Annotated in this window: 19 protein-coding genes, 2 pseudogenes and 1 riboswitch; of the genes and pseudogenes, 7 read left to right on the top strand and 14 right to left on the bottom strand. The window is 72.4% G+C overall.

Annotated features, from left to right (window positions below; genetic code table 11):
- The 7 genes and pseudogenes from ACWCO3_RS12880 to ACWCO3_RS12850 all read right to left on the bottom strand — a co-directional run.
- A pseudogene (locus ACWCO3_RS12880) lies at positions 1-226 on the bottom strand (phage shock envelope stress response protein PspM); the annotation flags it as partial.
- A gap of 23 nt (positions 227-249) precedes the next feature.
- A complete protein-coding gene (locus tag ACWCO3_RS12875; RefSeq protein WP_145784976.1) occupies positions 250-1122 on the bottom strand; it encodes a PspA/IM30 family protein in 873 nt (290 codons plus the stop codon).
- Positions 1123-1317: 195 nt separating this feature from the next.
- The gene (locus ACWCO3_RS12870; protein WP_088990938.1) at positions 1318-1758 is read right to left on the bottom strand and encodes a helix-turn-helix domain-containing protein; all 441 of its coding nucleotides are present in this window, start codon (positions 1756-1758) and stop codon (positions 1318-1320) included.
- Positions 1759-1910: 152 nt separating this feature from the next.
- Positions 1911-2588, bottom strand: coding sequence for a CinA family protein (locus ACWCO3_RS12865; protein WP_435826029.1), 678 nt, complete (start codon positions 2586-2588; stop codon positions 1911-1913).
- A gap of 160 nt (positions 2589-2748) precedes the next feature.
- Positions 2749-3342 (bottom strand): CDP-diacylglycerol--glycerol-3-phosphate 3-phosphatidyltransferase, encoded by a 594-nt coding sequence (pgsA, locus tag ACWCO3_RS12860; protein ID WP_145784979.1) that lies wholly within the window; start codon positions 3340-3342, stop codon positions 2749-2751.
- Between the two features lie 77 nt (positions 3343-3419).
- Positions 3420-4928, bottom strand: coding sequence for a 30S ribosomal protein S12 methylthiotransferase RimO (gene rimO / locus ACWCO3_RS12855; RefSeq protein WP_145784980.1), 1509 nt, complete (start codon positions 4926-4928; stop codon positions 3420-3422).
- Positions 4929-5048: 120 nt separating this feature from the next.
- Positions 5049-5972 carry an ornithine cyclodeaminase family protein gene (locus ACWCO3_RS12850; protein WP_450009989.1) on the bottom strand — a complete coding sequence of 308 codons (924 nt, stop codon included), beginning with the start codon at positions 5970-5972 and terminating at the stop codon, positions 5049-5051.
- Between the two features lie 92 nt (positions 5973-6064).
- Positions 6065-6137, top strand: a riboswitch (guanidine-III (ykkC-III) riboswitch).
- 61 nt (positions 6138-6198) lie between these two features.
- Between ACWCO3_RS12850 and ACWCO3_RS12845 the strand changes: the two genes are divergently transcribed.
- A complete protein-coding gene (locus tag ACWCO3_RS12845) occupies positions 6199-6513 on the top strand; it encodes a DMT family transporter (RefSeq protein WP_145784981.1) in 315 nt (104 codons plus the stop codon).
- 82 nt (positions 6514-6595) lie between these two features.
- Positions 6596-6841: a hypothetical protein gene (locus ACWCO3_RS12840; protein ID WP_145784982.1), complete on the top strand. Its 246-nt coding sequence runs from the start codon at positions 6596-6598 to the stop codon at positions 6839-6841.
- A gap of 68 nt (positions 6842-6909) precedes the next feature.
- Here the strand turns inward: ACWCO3_RS12840 and ACWCO3_RS12835 are convergent, their stop codons facing one another.
- Entirely contained in the window at positions 6910-9366 is a 2457-nt protein-coding gene (locus ACWCO3_RS12835; protein WP_450009986.1) for a DNA translocase FtsK, read from the bottom strand.
- Positions 9367-9480: 114 nt separating this feature from the next.
- Between ACWCO3_RS12835 and ACWCO3_RS12830 the strand changes: the two genes are divergently transcribed.
- From ACWCO3_RS12830 to ACWCO3_RS12820, 3 genes are all read left to right on the top strand, one after another.
- Positions 9481-9960, top strand: a complete 480-nt coding sequence (locus tag ACWCO3_RS12830; RefSeq protein ID WP_145784984.1) for a type III secretion system chaperone family protein — start codon at positions 9481-9483, stop codon at positions 9958-9960.
- A complete protein-coding gene (locus tag ACWCO3_RS12825; protein ID WP_145784985.1) occupies positions 9957-11609 on the top strand; it encodes a type III secretion system chaperone family protein in 1653 nt (550 codons plus the stop codon). The genes ACWCO3_RS12830 and ACWCO3_RS12825 overlap by 4 nt, the downstream gene beginning before the upstream one ends.
- A gap of 124 nt (positions 11610-11733) precedes the next feature.
- Positions 11734-12792: an LPXTG cell wall anchor domain-containing protein gene (locus tag ACWCO3_RS12820; protein ID WP_450009984.1), complete on the top strand. Its 1059-nt coding sequence runs from the start codon at positions 11734-11736 to the stop codon at positions 12790-12792.
- A gap of 78 nt (positions 12793-12870) precedes the next feature.
- Here ACWCO3_RS12820 and ACWCO3_RS12815 read toward each other — a convergent pair whose 3' ends face one another.
- From ACWCO3_RS12815 to ACWCO3_RS12795, 5 genes are all read right to left on the bottom strand, one after another.
- Entirely contained in the window at positions 12871-14559 is a 1689-nt protein-coding gene (locus ACWCO3_RS12815) for a ribonuclease J (RefSeq protein ID WP_145784987.1), read from the bottom strand.
- 52 nt (positions 14560-14611) lie between these two features.
- Positions 14612-15538 carry a 4-hydroxy-tetrahydrodipicolinate synthase gene (dapA, locus tag ACWCO3_RS12810; RefSeq protein ID WP_145784988.1) on the bottom strand — a complete coding sequence of 309 codons (927 nt, stop codon included), beginning with the start codon at positions 15536-15538 and terminating at the stop codon, positions 14612-14614.
- 47 nt (positions 15539-15585) lie between these two features.
- Positions 15586-16326 (bottom strand): FAD-dependent thymidylate synthase, encoded by a 741-nt coding sequence (thyX, locus tag ACWCO3_RS12805; protein WP_145785820.1) that lies wholly within the window; start codon positions 16324-16326, stop codon positions 15586-15588.
- A gap of 604 nt (positions 16327-16930) precedes the next feature.
- The gene (locus ACWCO3_RS12800) at positions 16931-17491 is read right to left on the bottom strand and encodes a DUF2752 domain-containing protein (protein ID WP_425280587.1); all 561 of its coding nucleotides are present in this window, start codon (positions 17489-17491) and stop codon (positions 16931-16933) included.
- A 55-nt stretch (positions 17492-17546) separates the two neighbouring features.
- The gene (locus ACWCO3_RS12795) at positions 17547-18776 is read right to left on the bottom strand and encodes a winged helix-turn-helix domain-containing protein (protein WP_450009981.1); all 1230 of its coding nucleotides are present in this window, start codon (positions 18774-18776) and stop codon (positions 17547-17549) included.
- Between the two features lie 79 nt (positions 18777-18855).
- Here ACWCO3_RS12795 and ACWCO3_RS12790 point away from each other — a divergent pair, with 79 nt between their 5' ends.
- Positions 18856-19407 carry a GNAT family N-acetyltransferase gene (locus tag ACWCO3_RS12790; RefSeq protein ID WP_145784990.1) on the top strand — a complete coding sequence of 184 codons (552 nt, stop codon included), beginning with the start codon at positions 18856-18858 and terminating at the stop codon, positions 19405-19407.
- Here the strand turns inward: ACWCO3_RS12790 and ACWCO3_RS12785 are convergent.
- Positions 19306-20580, bottom strand: coding sequence for a glycosyltransferase family 87 protein (locus ACWCO3_RS12785; RefSeq protein ID WP_450009979.1), 1275 nt, complete (start codon positions 20578-20580; stop codon positions 19306-19308). The genes ACWCO3_RS12790 and ACWCO3_RS12785 overlap by 102 nt on opposite strands.
- A gap of 35 nt (positions 20581-20615) precedes the next feature.
- On the opposite strand from ACWCO3_RS12785, the pseudogene ACWCO3_RS12780 reads away from it, so the two are divergent.
- A pseudogene (locus tag ACWCO3_RS12780) lies at positions 20616-20869 on the top strand (GNAT family N-acetyltransferase); the annotation flags it as partial.

Genomic DNA, 20869 nt, shown 5'->3' with positions numbered 1-20869 from the left:
GTGCCGGCTGGGCGGCCAGGGCACGCACGTCGATCCAACGCCAAGCGGCGAGCGCTACCGCACTGCCCGCGGCGCCGGCCCAGGCCGCGTCGGGCAGACCGAGGCCGGCGTACGGGGTCAGCACCGCAGCGGCGCCGCCAAGCCCGCCGGCCAGCACACTCCACCGTCGGGCGGACCGGCGCAGCCGACCCAGCCTCCGGAAGTATCGCGTCCGCTCGTCTGCCACCCTGACCCCCTCGGTCCGCTCGATCAGCCGGCGGCGGTCGGGTCGCCGGTGCCCCGCTCACGAGCCATGCTGGCGCGCAGCTCGTCCAGCCGGGCGGCGGCCGCCGGATCGTTGGCCGGGCCGGCCTTCTCTGCCTGCGGCACGGCCTGTCGCTGCGACGCGCCGCCGAGCTGCTCCCCCGCCATGCTGGACCGGATCTGCTCCAGTCTTGCGGAGCCCGCCGAATCGATGGTGGCCTTCTGGATCTCCAACATCCGGCCTTCGACGGAGTTGCCGGCCAGCTCGGCGCGACCCATCGCGTTGGCGTAGCGCCGCTCGATGCGGTCGCGCACCTCGTCCAGCGACGGGGTGTTGGTGGGCGCCGTCAGCGACGACATCGACTCCAGCGAACGGGCCACCGACTCCTGCATCTTGGCCTGCTCCAGCTGGCTGAGCAGCTTGGTGCGCTCGGCGAGCTTCTGCTGGAGGATCATCGAGTTGTTCTCGACCGCCCGGCGGGCCTGGGCTGCGGCACCCAACGCCTGGTCGTGCAGGGTCTTCAGGTCCTCGGTGGCCTGCTCGGCGGAGACCAGCTGGGTGGCCAGGGTCTGCGCCGACTGCTCGAACCGCGTCGCCTCGGCCTCGTCACCCTTGGCCCGGGCCTGGTCGGACAGCACCAGTGCCTGTCGGGCGTTGCCCTGCAGCCGCTCGACCTCTGACATCTGCCGGGAGAGCTTCATCTCCAGCTGACGCTGGTTGCCGATCACCGCGGCGGCCTGCTGGACCAGCGCCTGGTGCTGCCGCTGGGCATCCTCGATGGCCTGCTGGATCTGCACCTTGGGGTCGGCGTGCTCGTCGATCTTGGCACCGAAGAGCGCCATCAGATAGTTCCAACCCTTGACGAACGGGTTCGCCATCTCCGCGGTATCCCCTCAGTCGCGTCGCTCCACCACGGTCGGGTCGGACAGGCCGACCACGACCGGCCGGTCTCCATCGTCCCAGTCGAGCGCCAGCGAAGGCACCCTTACCGTTGGTCGACTGCACCGGCAGCTCCTGCCGGCCACCCTACGCGGCTGGGGCCAACCCGCCCACGGTCAACCGGAAGGATGGGGTCAGGCGGCGCAGACCACGTCCCGGTCGCGCTCGGTCGGGCGCACGCGCGCGCTGCGCAGCGTGGCCTTGAGCGGCGAATCCTGGCGGACCGACACGGCGACCTTGCCATCGGAGGTGACCTGGCGAACGCCCCGGCTGGTGCTCTTGGCGGCCGCTGCGCCGTCGGCCGGCTCCTCCTGCATCGAGACGAGCACACCCGGCATCTGCTCGGCGAGCGCGACGGTGTCGCTCACCTCACGCAGCAGCTCGGACAGGCGGGCGCCGAGGGCGTCGCAGATCGCGGCGAGCAGCTCGCTCGACGGCTCCTTGTGCCCCCGCTCGATCTCGGAGAGGTAGCCGAGGCTGACGTTGGCGGCGGTGGAGACCTCACGCAGCGTGCGCTGCTGCCCCTGACGGCGCGCTCGCAGTGCGTCACCGATCACCCGGCGTAGCAGGATCATCGCACCTCCCCCTGAGGGATACCTCGCGCTCGCCGCTGGCAGCCGGTCGCGGTGGGACCGCGCCGACCCCGAACGTCGGAGCCTTCCCGCAACCGTACCCGTTGCGAGCCCGGGCGACATCCCGCCCCGCCCGTCGGTTCGTCGGCGCGGGCTCACCGGTGGCCGGCACCGGCCGTCCCCGCCCTGCCCCGGGTGCCCCCGGCGGTCTCGGCGGGATCTTCCGGGCCGTCGACTTCTGGGGCCTCGGGGTGGTCGGTCGCGGGGTCGGAATTCTGGGCGTCGGCGTCCTGGACGTCGGCGCCGTGGATCCGCTCGGCGAGTAGCCGCAGAGCCTCGACCACCGCCGCCGCTCGGACGTGGTCCCGCCCGCCGTCCAGGTCGAGCTGGCGGACCTCCCCACCGTTCGGGCCGGCGACCGCGACGTAGACCAGGCCGACGGGCTTGCCGTCCTGCGGTTCGGGGCCGGCGACACCGGTGGTCGCCACCCCCCAGTCCGCGCCGCAGCGCTGGCGACCGCCCTCGGCGAGGGCCGCCGCCACCTCCGGGTCCACCGGGCCCCGCTCGGACAACAGGTCGGTGGGGACGCCCGCCAGGGTGCCCTTCAACTCGGTGGCGTAGACCACGAGGCCACCCCGGTAGATCCCGCTGACCCCGGCGATGTCGACGATCGACGCGGCCAACGACCCGCCGGTGAGCGATTCGACAGTCGCGAAGGTCTCGCGCCGCTGTGCCAGCCGGTGCACCACAGCCGCCGCCGCGCTGCCCGCCGCGGCCTCGTCCGCCACCGCACCATCCCCCGCCCGCCCCGAACCACTCGCCTCGCGCTGCATGAATACGTCCTTCCCCACCCAACGGCCCCCAACCCTGCCGCCCCGATCGCGTCGATCATGAAGTTGTCGCCACGACACGCCGCCGCGGATGGCAACAACTTCATGATCAATGAAGAGGGCGGGGTGGGACGCCCGGCCCGGAGAGCACGGGGGGCGGGGGTCAGCGAGGGCGGCGGAGGCGGAGGGCCTGGGCTATGTAGTCGAAGCCGGTGGCGACAGTGACCAGGACGGCGGCGGCCATGATCCACGGGCCGACGGCGGCGAGGGCGGCCGGCATCGGCCAGAGGTACCAGGCGATGGCGAGGATCTGGAGCGCCGTCTTGACCTTGCCGCCTCGGCTGGCGGCGATCACGCCGTGCCGGATCACCCAGAACCGCAGCCCCGTGATGCCCAGCTCACGGACCAGGATCACCGCGGTCACCCACCAGGGCAGCTGGTCGTACCAGGAGAGCAGCACCAGGGCCGCTCCGGTGAGCGCCTTGTCGGCGATCGGATCGGCCACCTTGCCGACCGAGGTGACCAGCCCGAAGCGGCGGGCGATCCAGCCGTCCACCAGGTCCGTCGCCGAAGCCACCGCGAAGATCAGGCAGGCCGCCATCCGCCAGCCCGCGTGGGTCATCCCGGACACGATCACCGAGGCGGCGAAGACCGGCACGAGGACCAGCCGCAGGGCGGTCAGCGCGTTGGCCGCGTTGAGGACGGGCACCACGGCCGCCACCGCCGGGCCGGGCGTCGACTCCGTCGCCCCGGTCACCGCGGCACTCCGCTCGGGCTGCCGCGGCGTTCCCGGCACCGCACCACGTGGCTCCCCCGCTCCGCTCGGGCCCGCCGTCACCGTGCCGCGCCGGGCGCCGCCGAGATCATCTCATCCGGCACGGCCAGCAGGTCCACCCCTTCGGTGCCGGTCACCGTTGCGCGCACCAGATCACCGGGACGCAGCGCGGCCAGGTCGACCCCGCCGTCGGCCGGCGCGACCAGGGTGGTCGAGCCGTCGACCTCCGGCGCCTGGTGCGCCGCCCGCCCCTCCACCACGCCGTCCGTGATCGAGTCGACGAGCACCTCGACGGTCGAGCCGAGCCGGTCCTCGGCCCGCTGCGAGCACAGCTCGTCGGCGAGCGCGCTGAGCCGGTCGTACCGCCGCTTGATCGTCGCGGCGGAGACCTTGCCGGGCAGCCCGGCGGCCTCGGTGCCGTCCTCGTCGCTGTAGTCGAACATGCCGATCGCGTCGAGCCGCGCCTCGGTCAGGAACCGCACCAGCTCGTCGACGTCGGCGCGGGTCTCGCCGGGGAAGCCGACGATGAAGTTGCTCCGGGCACCCGCGTCCGGGGCCAGCGCACGCGCACCCGCCAACAGCTCCAGGAACCGGTCGGTGGAGCCGAAACGCCGCATCCGGCGCAGCACCGGCTCGCTGGAGTGCTGGAACGACAGGTCGAAGTACGCGGCCACACCCGGGGTGTTGGCGATCGCCTCGACCAGCCCGGGGCGGGTCTCGGCCGGCTGGAGGTAACTCGCCCGCACCCGGACGATGCCACTCACCGCGGCGAGCTGCGGCAGCAGCTTCTCCAGCGCGCGGGGGTCACCCAGGTCCTTGCCGTAGGAGGTGGAGTTCTCGCTGACCAGCACCAGCTCGCGTACGCCGGTCTTGGCCAGCCACTCCGCCTCGGCGAGCAGCTCGTCCGGCGTACGCGACACGAACGCCCCACGGAAGGCCGGGATGGCACAGAAGGCGCACCGCCGGTCGCAGCCGCTGGCGAGCTTCAGCGAGGCCACCGGGCCGGTGTCCAGCCGGCGGCGCAGCACCTGCCGCAGGTGCGCCGGGGTGTGCTCGTCGGTGTCGACAGCGGTGCGGGTGACGGTGCCGTGCCCGGGCAGCGACACCGCGCTGTCGCGCCGCTTCACCGGGGTCAACGGCAGCAGCTCACGCCGGTCCCGGGGGGTGTGTGCGGTGACCTGCTCACCGGCGACGACAGCGTTCAGCCGGGCGGCGATGTCCGGGTAGTCGTCGAAGCTCAACACCGCCTGGGCCTCGGGCAGGCTGTCGGCGAGCTCCCGGCCGTACCGCTCGGCCATGCAGCCGGCCGCGACGACCTTGGCACCGGTGCCGGCGGCGGCGAGCAGGGTCTGGATGGAATCCTGCTTGGCCTTCTCCACGAAACCGCAGGTGTTGACGACCACCACGTCGGCGCCCTCGCCGTCGGTGCTCACCTGCCAGCCGTCGGCGTGCAGCCGGGCGGCCAGCTCCTCCGAGTCGACCTCGTTGCGGGCACAGCCGAGGGTCAGCAGGGCGACGCGGCGGCCCTCGGCGTTGTCGGAAGGAGAAGGAGCGGTGGCAGACACCATCCGAGGGTACCGGGCCAGCCGGGGTGGCCCACGCACGCGGGCGGCCGGGCCTCAACCCACTTCGGTGTGCTCAGTCACTGGGCAGGTCTGCCGGTCGCCTCCAGCGGTGTCGGTCGGCCGTCAGCGTGCTGTGGCGCCCACCCGGGTCAGCGCGTCGAGCAGGAAGACCTCGGTCCCGGCCAGGCCGGTGGAGCAGAAGACGGAGATCTGGTCCGCGGTGGTCCGGCCGGGGGCCACGCCGGCCAGGATGCCGCCCAGGTCACCCAACCGCCCGGCGTACGGGGGCGTGGCCGCGAGCATCGGCGGCTGGTAGTCCGCCGCCTGGGTCGGCGAGTCGGTGACCAGCAGGTCCGCGACGTCCAGCAGGTCGGTGCCGAACTCGCTGCGGTCGAGCTGCTTGAAGCCGACCGCGTTGACGTGCGTGCCGGGGCTGAGGTCGGCGGCGCGGAGCACCGGGGTCGGGCTGGTGGTCGCGAGCACCACGACGTCCCGCCCGGCCACGGCTGATCCCGGGGTGGTCACCGCGCGGGCTGACACATCCAGCTCGGCGCGGACCCGGGCGGCGAAGGCGTCTCGCCGGGCGGCGGAGCGGCTGTGCACGACCACCTCCCGCAACGGGCGGACCGCGGCGGCGGCCCACACCTGCGTCCACGCCTGCCGGCCGGAGCCGATCACCCCGAGGCTGGCCGCGTCCGGGCGGGCCAGCGCGTCGATCGCGACACCTCCCAACCCCCCGGTACGACGGGAACCCAGCTCCTCGCCCACCGCCACCGCCCGGACCGCCCCGGTTCGGCCGTCGTGCAGCACCACCAACTGCTCCCCCTCCGGGTGGCCGAAGGTGTCGTACGAGCGGAAGCCGTACCACTCGCCGACCAGGTGCCCGGCGGTGAGCACCATCCGGCCGCCGTCCAGCGCGGCGGCGGTCCGGGGCGGGGCGATCAGACGTCCCTCGTACGCGGCCAGGAGGGCGGCGCGCATGGCGTCGACCGTGGTGGCGGCGTCCAGCGCGGCGGCGACCTCGGGGTCGGCGTAGAGCAGGGTCATGGTTGCCATCCTGCAAGTTGAAGTCAGGTGCAGGTCAACGGGTGGTGGTGGTCGTCACCACCCCGCCCCGGACGCCGGTGCTAGCGTCGGCAGCGGTGGCCCCGGATGCTCGTGGCCGCTCCGGACGAGTGGTGGGCGTACCCGGTCAGGCCAAGACGCCCCGCGTGAGATGCAGACTCGACTCGTCCCGGCGCGGCAGCCCCGGGCGCCTACCGTGAGGTGAACGATGGCCTGGCTCGTACTCGTGATCTCGGGGATGCTGGAGACGGCCTGGGCGGTCGCCCTGGACCGCAGCGCCGGCCTCAGCCGGTTGGTTCCGTCCGCGATCTTCGTGGTGACCCTGGTCCTGAGCATGGCCGGGCTGGCGTACGCGCTCCGGGAGATCCCGGTCGGCACCGGCTACGCGGTCTGGGTCGGCATCGGCGCGGTCGGCACCGCCCTGGTCGGGATGCTGGCGCTCGGCGAGTCGGCGAGTCTGCCCCGGATCCTCTGCCTCGTGTTGGTGGTCGCGGGCGTGATCGGTCTGAAGATCTTCCACTGAGGCACGCCGTCGGCATGCGTGGCGAACACCCACAGTGGGTAGTGATCGATCCGTCACGACAGGCTCTCATTTGGAGGACGACATGACCGACATGCCGAGCACCGCCCGCCCCCGCAGCAACGCCGCCCGCATCCTCACCATCGTGGGCTTCGTCTTCGCAGTCCTCGCCCTGCTGCTCAACCCGATCATCTTCGGCGTGCTCGGCGTCATCGCGGGCGTCGTCGGCGCGGTGCTCGGCGACAAGCCGCTGGGCTGGTACGCCGCCGCGGCCAGCGTCGTCGCCGCGATCCTCGGTCTGGTGGTCTTCGCCGCGCTGATCAGCAATTGATCGCCCTCCCACGTCACGGGCCCGCCGGATACCGGCGGGCCCGTCGTACGTGTGGGGTCGATTCCCGATCAGTCCCCGTCGCCGCGTAGACCGACCAGCACCTCGTCGAGCTCGTCCGGCTTGACCAGCACGTCCCGTGCCTTCGACCCCTCGGACGGCCCGACCACGCCGCGGGTCTCCATCAGGTCCATCAGGCGGCCGGCCTTCGCGAAACCGACCCGCAGCTTGCGCTGGAGCATCGAGGTCGAGCCGAACTGCGAGGTGACCACCAGCTCCACCGCCTGCACCAGCAGGTCGAGGTCGTCGCCGATGTCCTCGTCGATCTTCTTCTTGGTGTCCTGTGCCGGTGCCAGCACGTCCTTGCGGAACTCCGGCTCGCGCTGGTCCTTGCAGAACTTCACCACGTCGGCGATCTCGCGCTCGGTGACCCAGGCGCCCTGGATGCGGACCGGCTTCGAGGCCCCCATCGGCAGGAAGAGCCCGTCACCACGGCCGAGCAGCTTCTCCGCGCCCGGCTGGTCGAGGATGACCCGCGAGTCCGCGAGCGAGGAGGTGGCGAACGCCAACCGGGACGGCACGTTCGCCTTGATCAGACCGGTCACCACGTCGACCGAGGGGCGCTGGGTGGCCAGGACCAGGTGGATGCCGGCGGCCCGGGCCAGCTGGGTGATCCGGACGACCGAGTCCTCCACGTCGCGCGGGGCCACCATCATCAGGTCGGCCAGCTCGTCCACGATCACCAGCAGGTACGGGTACGGACGCATCTCCCGTTCGCTGCCCGGCGGGGCCTTGATCTCGCCGTTGCGGACCTTCCGGTTGAAGTCGTCGATGTGCCGGACCCCGTTGGCGGCGAGGTCGTCGTAGCGCATGTCCATCTCGCGGACCACCCAGTCCAGCGAGTCGGCCGCCTTCTTCGCGTTGGTCACGATCGGGGTGACCAGGTGCGGGATCCCCTCGTAGCCGGTCATCTCGACCCGCTTCGGGTCGATCAGCAGCAGCCGCACTTCGTCCGGGGTGGCCCGGGTGAGGATCGACACCAGCAGTGTGTTGAGGCAGCTCGACTTGCCCGCGCCGGTGGCGCCGGCGATGAGGATGTGCGGCATCTTGGCGAGGTTGGCCACCACGTAGCCGCCCTCGATGTCCTTGCCGAGCGCCACCACCATCGGGTGGTGGTCGCTGGTCGCCGCCCGGGAGCGCAGCACGTCACCGAGGGCGACGTTCTCCGGGTCGGTGTTCGGGATCTCCACGCCGACGGCGCTCTTGCCCGGGATCGGGCTGAGGATCCGCACGTCCGGCGACTTCACCGCGTACGCGATGTTGCGGGACAGCTGCGTGATGCGTTCGACCTTGACGCCGTGACCCAACTCCACCTCGTAGCGGGTGACGGTCGGGCCCCGGGTGAAGCCGGTGACGGCGGCGTCCACGTCGAACTGGTCGAACACGCCGGTCAGCGCGGCGATCACCTCGTCGTTGGCCTTGCTGCGGGTCTTCGCGGCGGCGCCGGCGCTGAGCATGTTGGCCGGCGGCAGGGTGTAGTCCCCGGCCAGCCCGGTCAACGCGAGCTGCTCGGCGCGGGTCGGCGCGGGCGAGTGCTCCGGCGGCTCGACCGGCGGCTTGCGGCTCGCCGGCACCTTCGCCGGCGACTTGCGCGGCAGCACCATGGTCTCCTGGAGGTCCGCGCCGTCCAGGTCCTCGAAGTCGTCCGGGTCGATCGGCGGGGGCATCCGCTTGGCCGGCCGCCTGCGCGCGGGCCGCGCCGCCTCCTCGTCGGCCTCCTCGGCGGCCTCCGGGGATGCGACCAGCCCTCCGGCGAGCAGACCCAGCCGCTCCGGGATCTTGTTGATCGGCGTCGCGGTGACCACGAGCAGGCCGAAGAGCAACAGCAGGACCAGCAGCGGTACGGCGACCCAGGCGGTGACCGCCCGTTCCAGCAACCCGCCCACACCGGCGCCGACCAGGCCTCCGGCGTAGTCCCGCTGCACGGTGTCCACCGGGTCCTGACCGATCTGGAGCAGCGCGGCGGTCGACACCAGCAGCGAACCCCACCCGATCAGCCCGCGACCCCGGTGCTCCGGGTCGGCCGGCTGACGCATCAGCCGCCACGCGCCGATCATCAGCAGCACCGGCACGACCACCGAGATCGCGCCCAGGAACAGCCGGATCGAGTCGGCCAACCGTGCGCCCACCGGGCCGGCTCCGGAGAACCAGAGCGCCACGGCGGAGAGCAGGGCGAGACCGAACAGCAGCAGCCCGGCGCCGTCGCGGCGGTGCTCCGGGTCGAGGTCACGGGCCGAGGCGGCCTGTCGACCGGCGGCCCGAACCGCCCAACCCATGCCGTGTGCGAGACCCATCCACAGTGCGCCGACCGCGCGGCCCACGTAGACGGCCGGGCCGGGCCGGGCCGGCGTGGTACGACGCCGGACCGGCGCCCGGGTCTTCTTGGCCGGTTGACGGGCACGACTGTTGGTGCCACCGCGCGGCGACGCGCCGCGTCGCCGGCTCGCCTGAGAGGTACGGCCCGCCATAGAGTCACGGTAACGGTGAGGCCGGGCAGATCCCCGCTTTTCCGGGTCGTGTCCGCGCGTCGCAACACGGGCCCCACCGCCGGTCGTGATATCCGACTCAGAAGGGATGCCCTCATGGCGTCGCCGGAAATCGCGAGCGATCCGGACGATCCGCTGGCCGGGCACCCTGGTGCGCTGCGTCCACTGAGCGGCGAACTGGTCGCCGCGGTGCTCGCCGCCCGCGGCCGGTCCGTCGGCCTGAGCGCGGACGGCGAGTTGGTGGGCCGCTTCGACGACAACCTGATCTGGTTCCTCCTGCTCGGCGATGACGGGGAGCTGCTCCAGGTCCGCACCATGGTCACCACCACGTTCGGGATCGAGCAGGTGCCCGCCCTGTACGCCTTCTGCAACTCGTGGAACCACGACCGGCTGTGGCCCAAGGCGTTCACGCACGTCGACGACGACGGTCGGGCCCGCGTCTACGGCGAGGTGATCACCGACCTGGAACGCGGGGTGACGCCGCACCAGCTCGACCACCTGCTCGACTGTGGCATCACCACCGGCTGCCAGCTCGCCGTGGCGGTCCGCCGACTGCCCGGTGCGGTGCCGTCGTGACCGGCCGGGACGAGTTCACCGGCAACCGCACCGGCACGCCGCCCACCGGTGCGGACGACCGCCCCGCGCCAGGTCGTCTACCGGCGTTGGAGGCCGCGCTCGCCGACGCCCGGGACCTGCCCGACGGTCCACCCCGGCAGGTGGCCCTGGAACGGCTCGCCGAGCGGGCCGACGCCGCCGGGGACGTCCGCTCCGGTGTGGACGCCCGGTTCGCGCTGATCGAGGCGTACCTGCTCGACGGGGAGCGGTGGCGGCTGGTCGAGCCGGTCCGACGGTGCCGGGCCGCGGCCGACCACCGGCCCGGGCTGCTCACCGACGTCGAGACCGGGCTGTTGCTGCGCTACCAGCGGTACGCGGTCGAGGCGGTGCTCGGCACCCCCCGGGTCGGGTTGGACCAGACCCGGTCCCTGCTGCACGACCTCGCCCACCGGGTCGGTGTGGACGGTCCGGACACGCCTACCGTCGCGGAACTGCACTGCCGAATCGCCGACCACCTGGGCGACGAGCCCACCGCCCGCCACTGGTACGAGCGGTGGTCCGGCAAACGGCCCGGTCCGTCCGGCGGCTGCCCGGGCTGCGCCTCCGCCCGACGCGCGGAGCTGCTGACCGGCTGGGGCGAGTGGCGAGCCGCGCTCGACGAGCTACGGGATTCCGACGGTGACCCGGCGGCCTGCACCGACCAACCCGAACGGGACCTGGTCGCCGTCCTGCTGCCCGCGCTGCACGGGGGTGAGCCGGAGCAGGCCGCGGCGGCACACGTGCGGGCGTACCGCCGCCATCGGCGCGAACGTGCCGCGTTCCCCCACCTCGCCGCGCACCTACGGTTCTGTGCGCTCGGCGGGCACCTGGAACGCGGGCTGACCATCCTGACCGAGCAGTTGCCCCGGTTGGACCGGCCCACCGACGACCTCGCCGCGATGGAGTTCGCCGCCGCTGGCGCACTGGTCTGCGCGCTGGCCGAGGAGGCCGGTCTGGGTCGACGGACCATGCCCCGCCGGGCGTACGGCGAACGACCCGCCACCGAGCCGGACGTGTCCACACTCGGCGCCCTGCTGGTCGGGGTGGCCAGTGACCTGGCCGGCAGCTTCGACGCCCGCAACGGCACCGGTCACCACTCCGGCCGGATGGCCGCCTGGCTCGCCGAGCGCCCGCTCGCGGCACCGGTCCCGCTGCCTCCCGACGACGAGCCGGGCGGGTACGACGAGCCGGACACCGGCGGGTCCGACGAGGAGACCCGGCCCGACGAGCTGATGGCGCTGACCCTCGACATGATCATCGGGGTGCTGGACGAGCGCGGCGACCAGTACCTGGTGGAGTCGGGCGACACTGTGGTCGGCCGGTGGGGTTCCGTGGTGATCCAGTTCCGGCGGGCCGGCGAACGTGGCGAGGTGCTGCACGCCCGGTCCATGGCCGCCCGGCGGCTGCCGGCGACCCGCCGCGCCGAGGCGTACGCCTTCTGCAACGCGTGGAACCACGACCGGCTGCTGCCCAAGGCGTACGCGCACGACCTCGGTGAGGAGTTGGTGCTGGCCGGTGACGTGGCCACCGACCTCACCCACGGGGTCGCTCCGGCGCAGCTCACCGTGCTGGTGGACGCCGCCATCGCCACCGGCGTCGCCTATGCCGAGGCGGTCGCCGCGCTCCCCTGAGTCGCGGACGGGGCAGTTGGTTGCAGGCCGGGGCGCGGCTGTGCGACATCCGACAGCACGCAACCGGACGCGCCGCGTAGATGTGCTACGGCCATCACCGACCGCGAAACCCCCGGGAGTCGTTATGAACCGCCTGCTCAGCTCCGGTCTCCTCGCCGCCGCACTGCTCTTCGTACCCGCCCTCGCCGCGCCGGCCCTCGCCGCGCCCGCCCTCGCCACGCCGAGTGCGGAAGCCGCACCCACGATCACCGCTCGGGGCGACATCGTCTTCCTCGGCGGGGACCCGTGGTCGCCCTCCGGCCCACTGGAGGTCACTGTCAGGAACCCCGGCAGCACCGCCGCGAATGGCTTCTTCGTGCTGCGCCTCCCGGTCGACGCCGACCTGCTCCTGGGCGAGGACTGCCGGATGGTCCGGGGCACGCCGCGTACCTGGCTCTGCGGCGGTGCGGAACTGCCGGCCGGGGCTGAGCGGGTGTACCGGCTGACAGTCGGCTCGTCGGCTCCGGAGCCGGTCTTCGGGGTGCGGGCGTGGGGCGCCGTCGCCGGCCGGAACGCCGCCGGGGTCACCGACGAGTTCTCCGACTTCAGGATCAACTGGCCGGACCGCACCTCGTTGCGGTTGCGGGCCACCGCCGACCCGGTCGTCAACGGGACGACGACGGTGCGGGTGAAGGTCACCAATACCGGCACCTTCGACATCGGCGGTTACTCGTTCACCGTCACCACCCCGGCGGGGGTGCGGGTGGCCTCGCCGACGTGCGCGGACCGCGGCCGGATGGTCGGCGTCGGCTGCGAGATCCTGCGGCCGAACGTGCTCGGCGACGGCGTCACCGACAGCTTCGACGTACGACTGACGGTCACCGGGGGCACGAAGACCGTGCAGGTGTCGCTCGCCCCCACCAACCGCTACACGAACAAGGACACCGCGCTGACGCTACGCCTGAACGGTTCGGGCGGATCGGGTGCCGGTGACGCCACCACGCCGCCGCCCGCCGGTCCGACGGTCACGCCGAGCCCGACCGCCACCGCGAGCCCGACCGCCACCGTGACCTCGTCCACCCCGGACGCGGCGCAACTGCCTCGAACCGGCGTCTCCGGCAGCACGTACGCCCTCGTCGGCGCGGTGATGCTGGCCCTCGGGGCCGGGCTGCTCGTGCTGCGCCGCCGGTTGTCGCGGGGCTGAGTCGAAGCGCCCGCACCAGACTGCGGGCCGGTCACCGACATCCACGGGGGATGTCGGCGGCCGGCCCGCTCACATCTGTCAGACCTCGACCACTGTCGGCACGATCATCGGGCGACGACGGTACTTGTCGTTGACCCACCGCCCCACCGTCCGCCGGACGATCTGCTGGAGCTGGTGCGGGTCGGTGATGCCGTCCGCCGCAGCCCGGTTGAGCGCCTCGGTGACCAGCGGGACCACCGGGTTGAACGCATCCGGGTCCTCGGAGAAGCCCTTCGCGGACAGCGTCGGACCGGCGACCACCTTGCCGGTGACCGAGTCCACGACGACGGTGGTGGCGATGAAGCCGCCGTCACCGAGGATCCGCCGTTCGGTGAGCAACGACTCGCTGACGTCACCGACGGCGAGGCCGTCCACGTAGACGTACCGGCTCTTCACGTGCCCGACCAGGGTGGCGCGGCCCTCGACCAGGTCGACCACGTCGCCGTCCTCGCAGATCACCACCCGGTCGGCAGCGACCCCGGACTCGATGCCGAGCCGGGCGTGGGCACGCAGGTGACGCCACTCGCCGTGGACGGGCATCAGGTTGCTCGGCCGGACCACGTTGAGCAGGTAGAGCAGTTCCCCGGCGGGGGCGTGCCCGGAGACGTGTACCTTCGCGACGTCCTTGTGCACGACCACCGCACCGGCCCGGGCGAGCCGGTTGATCACCCGGTAGACCGAGGTCTCGTTGCCGGGCACCAGCGAGGAGGCCAGCACGACGGTGTCGCCGGGGGCGATGGTGATGTGCCGGTGGTCGCCGCTGGCCATCCGGCCCAGCGCGCTCATCGGCTCACCCTGGGAACCGGTGGACATCAGCACGATCTGGTCCGGCGGCAGCGTGGTCGCCTCGTCGATGCTGATGACCAGCCCGGCCGGGATGTTGAGCAGGCCGAGGTCCCGGGCGATGCCCATGTTGCGGACCATGGACCGGCCGATCAGCGCGACCTTGCGGCCGTGCTCCGCGGCGGAGTCGAAGACCTGCTGCACCCGGTGCACGTGCGAGGCGAACGAGGCCACGATGATGCGGCCCTTGGCCTTCGCGAAGATCGAGTCGAGCACCGGCCCGATCTCCCGCTCCGGGGTGACGAAGCCGGGGATCTCCGCGTTGGTGGAGTCGGAGAGCAGCAGGTCCACACCCTCCGCCCCGAGCCGGGCGAAGCCGGCCAGGTCGGTGATCCGGCCGTCCAGTGGAAGCTGGTCCATCTTGAAGTCGCCGGTGTGCAGCACCAGGCCGGCGGGGGTGCGGATGGCCACCGCGAGGGCGTCCGGGATCGAGTGGTTGACAGCGAAGAACTCACACTCGAACGGGCCGAGCCGCTCGCGGCCGCCCTCCCGAACGGTCAGCGTGTACGGCTGGATCCGCCGCTCGGCCAGCTTCGCCTCGACCAGGGCGAGGGTGAACTGGGAGCCGACCAGCGGGATGTCGGGCTTGTGGGCGAGCAGGTAGGGCACCGCGCCGATGTGGTCCTCGTGGCCGTGCGTCAGCACGATCGCCTGGACGTCGGCCAGCCGGTCCAGGATCGGGCCGAAGTCGGGCAGGATCAGGTCCACACCCGGCTGTTCGACGTCGGGGAACAGGACCCCGCAGTCGACGATCAGCAACTTGCCGTCGTACTCGAAGACGGTCATGTTCCGACCGATGGCGCCGAGCCCGCCGAGCGGAATGATCCGCAGGCCGCCTTCCGGCAGTGGCGGGGGTAGCTCCGCCTCGATGTGCGCCTCGGTCACGCGTCCACCTCAATCTGCGACGCCGTCACTCGGCGTCCGTCGTGTCGTTTGATCATTCGGGCAGCTCCAGGCCCGCTGCCGCGAAGTCCGCGCGCAGCTGGGCGATCTCGTCGTTGGTGGCGTCCACCAGCGGGGGTCGCACCGGGCCGGCCGGCAGGTCCAGCGCTGCCAGGCCCGCCTTCACCAGGATCGTGCCCTGGGTGCGGAAGATGCCGGTGAACAGCGGCAGCAGCCGCCGGTGCAGCGCCAGCGCGGTCGGCATGTCCCCCGCGTCGTACGCATCGATCAGTTGTGCGGTCAGCGCCCCGGTGAAGTGCGTGGAGGTGCCGACCACGCCCACCGAACCGACGGCCAGCGCCGGCAAGGTGAGGGCGTCCTCGCCACTGTAGAACGCGAGGGCGCTCCGGCTGGTCACCCAGCTGGTGGCGGTCAGGTCGCCCTTGGCGTCCTTGACCGCGACGATCCGGCCGTGCTCGGCGAGCCGGACCAACGTCTCGGTCTCGATCGGCACACCGGAACGGTGCGGGATGTCGTACAGCATCACCGGCAGGCCGGTGGCGTCGGCGACGGCCGTGAAGTGCCGGACCAACCCCGCCTGCGGCGGCTTGTTGTAGTACGGGGTGACCACCAGCAGGCCGTGCGCACCCGCCTTCTCGGCGGCTGCGGCCAGCTCGATGGTGTGCCGGGTGTCGTTGGTGCCGACGCCCGCCACCACCTTGGCGCGGTCACCGACAGCCTCCACCACGGCCCGGATCAGCTGTTCCTTCTCCGCGTCGGTGGTGGTCGGCGACTCACCGGTGGTGCCGTTGACCACCAGCGCGTCGTTGCCCTGCTCGTCAACCAGGTGGCTCGCCAGCTGGGCGACGCCGTCGAGGTCGAGGGAACCGTCGGGGGTGAACGGGGTCACCATGGCTGTGATCAGCCGGCCGAAGGGGCGGGACGCCGGTCGGGCCGCGGCATCGAGGTGGTCGTGCGTCATACCCCCCAACCTAGCGGACGACCAGCCGGGGCCCGCCGGGGAAGGGCTCAGGACGCCTCGTGCGGGCTGGCCGCCACCTCGGTGCCGTCCGGCAGCGTGGAGATCACGAAGTCGGCGAACACGTTGGGGGCGACACCCTGCAACTGGCGCAGGCACTCGACGGCCAGCTCACGGATCTCCACGTCGGCGTGCTCGGTGGCCCGCATCGCCACGAAGTGCCGCCACGCCCGGTAGTTGCCGGTGACCACGATCCGCGTCTCGGTGGCGTTGGGCAGCACCGCCCGAGCCGCCTGCCGGGCCTGCTTGCGGCGCAGCGTCGGGTTCGGCTCGTCGGAGAAGCGCTGTTCCAGGCCCTCCAACAACTCGGTGTACGCCCGGACGCTCGCCTCGGCGGCCTCGGTGAACTTCTTGTGCAGCTCCGGGTCGTCGGCGATGACCGCCGGCTCGACCATGGCCGCGTCGCGCTCGGGAACGTACCGCTGGGACAACTGGGAGTACGAGAAGTGCCGGTGCCGGATCAGCTCGTGGGTGAAGGAGCGCGACACCCCGGTGAAGTAGAAGGTGACCGACCCGTGCTCCAGCACCGAAAGATGCCCGACCTCCAGGATGTGCGCCAGGTAGCCGGCGTTCGTGGCGGTGGCCGGGTTCGGCTTCTTCCAGGACTGGTAGCAGGCCCGTCCGGCGAACTCGGCGAGCGCCTGACCACCCTCGGCGTCGGTCGACCACGGCACATCGTCCGGGGCCGCGAACTGGGTCCACGCGATCAACTTGACCTGGGGCTGCACCATCTCCGGCATTCCTGGGACTGTAGTGGCGCGGCAGCCCCCGGCCCAACTCAGGCGCGCCCCGTGCAATCTCGATCACTCGGGCAGCGGTGGGGCCTCCGACGTCCGAGGTGTGGGCCGGGTCCGCGCATCGTCGTCGAGGCCGGGGCGGACGGTTCCATCGGCGTCCTTTGGAGCTGAACCGTTTACGACATCAGCCCCGCAGATGGGCCGCCCGAGCCGACGGGCGCCGCCCGAGCGCCCAGGTGGTCTGTCAGCCGCTTCCATGCGCAAGATCGCGCAAGATCGTGGATGGTAGTGGTATCCGGCGCGGCCGAGACCACTACATCAAGGATCGAGCACGATCTTGGGGCCGCGTGCGCCGTGCAACGCGCGCCGAGGGCGCGAATGCGGGGCGCCCGCCGGGTGATCGACTCGGGTTCTTGACAGTCGGGGTGTCCGGGGCGCTTGGATCGCCCGGTCTCCTGAAAACCGAGTCGATCATGGGATGACGGCGGAGGAGGCGGCACGTGATGTCGTGAACGGTTCAGCTCCACAGGACGCCAGACCAGCGCCTGCCGGTCGAGCGCCGCATTCGCGGAGCGGCAGACGTCGGACGGCGGCGCGCTCAGACGTAGAGCGAGGTGAACGGCGCCCAGGGCAGGTTGCGCAGCACCGAGAACGCCAGCCACACGCCCAGGAACCCACCGATGACCTTCGAGCTGATCCGCAGCTCGGGCAGCCGCCAACCGAACGCCTGGTTTCCCGCCCAGGCCACGAAGAGGTACGCCAGGAACGGCAGCGCGAAGACGAACAGGAAGTGGTGCCGGGCGGCGGCCGGCAGGTCGGCGTGCAGCACGTACCAGAGCGCGCGGGTGCCGCCACAGCCCGGGCAGTCCAGCCCGGTGGTCAACTTGAGCAGACAGGTGGGTGCGGCGTCCGGGGCGGCGTGGGTCGGATTGCTGAGCAACGCGTAGCCCATCCCGATGCCGACACAGCCGACCGCGGCCAGCGGCACGACCCAACGCGGCGAGCGCTCGTAGAGCCGCAGCACGAACCGGGTGAGCCGGTCCGGCTCAGGGGCCGGGTAGCCACCCGGCGGGGGCGGCGGCCAACCGGCCGGGCCCGCATCAGCCGAAACCGCGCCGGTCGGGCCCGCGGCGGTGGTGTCGGCCGGCACCGTGTGCACAGCCCCGGGGGCGGGTTGCGGCTCGTGGACCGGTCCGGAAGGGCTCGTCACGCGCTCACGGTACACCGGACACGCCGGCCAGTGCGGCGGTCAGCGGGCCGGCGAGGTCGCCGGCCACGGGCGGGGCCACCGCGTCCAGGCCGAGCCAGCCGGCGAGCCGGTACAGCTCGGCGGCGAGCGCCACGGCGGTCTCCCCCGGATCGACGCCGGGCTCGACCCAGGCGGCCGGCACCAGCAGCACCCCCGCCTTGCGGTCGGCCTTCAGGTCGACCCTTGCGGTGAACCGGTCGCCCTGCAGGAACGGCAGCACGTAGTAGCCGTAGACCCGCTGCGGCGCCGGAACGTAGATCTCGATCCGGTAGGTGAAGTCGAACAGCCGCTCGGTGCGGGCCCGTTCCCAGATCAGCGGGTCGAACGGGCTTACCAGCGTGTTGCCCCGGATCCAACGGGGCAGGCGGGCGGACGAGTGCAGCCAGGCCGGCTGACGCCAGCCTGGCACGGTGACCGGCACCAGCTCACCGGCCTCGGCCAGCTCTGCGACGGCCTGTCGGGCACCGGCCAGCGGCAGTCGGAAGTAGTCGCGCAGCTCCGGCTCGGCGGCCACCCCGAGCGACCGCGCGGCGAGGGCCACCAGCGTGCGGTACGCCTCGGCGTCGGTCGGGGTGGGCGCGGCCAGCACCGCTGCGGGCAGCACCCGCTCGGGCAGGTCGTAGCGGCGGGCGAAGGAGGTGGTGCGCTCCGCGGCGACCACCTCGCCGGCCCAGAAGAGGAACTCCAACGCACGCTTCACCGCCGACCAGTTCCACCCCCAGTTGCCGGTCTCCCGGGGCGCGTCGTGCTCGATCTCGGCGGCCGTCAACGGCCCTCGGGCTGCCACCTCGTCACGAACCCAGGCGACCAGCTCCGGCTGCTCCTCGGCGATCCGCCGCATGCCACCCCAGGATTCGCTGTGCGCGCGGGCCATCCGCCAACGCAGCATCGGGTGCAACTCCACTGGGACCAGCGACGCCTCGTGGCCCCAGTATTCGAACAACTCGCGCGGGCCGCGGTAGGCGGCCTGGTCGAGCAACGCGGTCGGGTAGGGCCCGAGCCGACTGTAGAGCGGCAGGTAGTGCGCGCGTTGCAGCACGTTGACCGAGTCCATCTGGATCAGCCCGACCCGCCCCAGCACCCGCCGCAGGTGCCGACGGCTGGGCGCGCCGGTCGGCGCCGGGTCGGCGAAGCCCTGGGCGGCGAGAGCCACGCGGCGGGCCTGGGCCAGCGAGAGTGATTCCGGTGCGGTCATCGTCGGCGACCCTAATTCATCGGTACGACGTCGGTGCGGGAAGCTGGACGTGACGACCAACGGGGCATAGAACGGTGCAATGCTGACCATCCGCCGGGAGGAGCCGGACGACGCCGACGCTGTCGCCCGGGTGCACGTACACGGCTGGCAGGCGGGCTACGCCGGCTTCATGCCCGACGAGGTGCTTCGGCGGCTGAACGTGGCCGCCTGGGCGCAACGCCGACGCGACGTCGGCACCGCCGACCCCGAGCACCCGTTCACCACCCTCCTCGGCGAGGTGGACGGGTTGGTCGTCGGCTTCACCACCTTCGGGCCGTACCGCCGCAACCAGGACCGGGACGACCTGGACCCGACGGTCGGCGAGGTGGTGGCGATCTACGTGGAGCCGGCCTGCTGGGGTGACGGGACCGCCGCCGCGCTGCTGGCCGCCGCCCGGGCCGGTCTCAGCGAGCAGGGCTGGTCCGGCTACCGGGCGTGGGTGCTGGCGGACAACCGGCGAGCCCGCCGGTTCTGCGAGCGCGCCGGCCTGTCACCGGACGGTGAGCGGTCGACCTACCAGGTGCCGCTGGCCGGCGGGGTCCCGCCGGTCGGGCTGGTCGAGCTGCGGTACGCCGGACGCCTCGACAGCTGACTCGTCCGGGGCCAGCCAGCGGCGGATCGGCAGGAAGGCCAGCAGCGCCAGACTGATCCACACGTAGGCGTTGCTGCCCACGAAGCCGTCCAACCCGGTGAAGTCCTTCTCCCAGAACCACACGGTGCGGCTGATCAGCAGCGCGTACCCGATGATCGCGGCGACCAGCAGGACCCGCCGTCGGCGGCCGGCCGGCGCGGCCATCGCGTTGTCGACGAGCAGGATCAGCGCGGGCAGCAGCCACACCAGGTGGTGCACCCAGGTGACCGGGCTGACCAGGCACATCACCGCGCCGGTCAGCGCCAGGCCGGTCGCCTCGTCGCCGACCGCGACGGCGGCCCGGGACCGCCAGGCCCAGAGCGCCAGGGTGCCGAGCGCCAGCAGCAGCCAGAGCACTGTGCTCGGGTGCTGCGGGTCGAGTCGGGCGACCACCCCGCGCAGCGACTGGTTGGAGACGAAGGCCAGCTCACCCACCCGACCGGTGTTCCACAGCGCCTCGGTCCAGAACTCCCGGGACGCGTCGGGGAAGAGCGCACCCGCCAGCAGCGACACCCCGGCGGCGGTGCCGGAGGCGGTGAGAGCCGCCCGCCAACGACCGGTCACCAACAGATAGACGATGAAGACACCAGGGGTCAGTTTGATCGCGGTCGCGAGCCCGATGCCCACCCCGGCCCACCGGTTGCCGGTCGGCAGCAGCCGCAGCAGGTCCACCGCCACCAGGAAGAGCAGCAGTGTGTTGACCTGGCCGAAGTTGACCGTCTCACGCATCGGTTCGAACGCGGCGGCCAGGCAGAGCGCCACCGCGAGCGCGAACCACCGGGTCCAACCGGCGCGGCGGGCGATCGGGTCGACCAGCCACCAGATCAGCACCGTCGTGGTGACCACGCTGGCGAGCACGCTCACCACGATCGCGGCCGTCCACGGCAGGTACGCCATCGGCAGCATGACCAGTGCGGCGAACGGCGGGTACGTGAAGCCGTACTGGGTGTTCGGCTTGAGGTAGTCGTAGATCTCCCCGCCGTCGTGCACCCACCAGGTCAACGCGCCGTAGTAGACCTTCAGATCGAAGAAGCCGTGTCGTACGGCCGCGACGGCGAGGAACGCGGTGACCGCCGCCGCGAGCACCACCACCCCGACGACCTGCGCGGTCGTCCGTTTGGCACCCTGCGCCACCGTCGCCTCCCTCGCCCTGCGTAGGCTTCCGTCCCATGGCTCTCGGGTACGTCCGCCCGGCGCGTCCCGAGGACGCCGGCGAGATCGCACGCATCCAGCTCGCGACCTGGCGGGTCGCGTACCGCCGGATCCTGCCTCGGCACGTGCTCGACAACCTGGACGAGGCGTTCCTCGCCCGGCGGTGGAGCGCTGCGGTGCTGGAGCCGCCCTCCGGCGCGCACCGGGTGCTGGTCGCCGTCGAACAGGCCGAGCAATCGTATCTGGTGGGGTTCGCCGCCTCCGGCCCGGC

The organism is Micromonospora sp. NPDC002411 (assembly GCF_053592955.1).
Note: the sequence above shows the minus strand (reverse complement) of the source record. Positions and strands in the feature narration are given on the sequence as shown.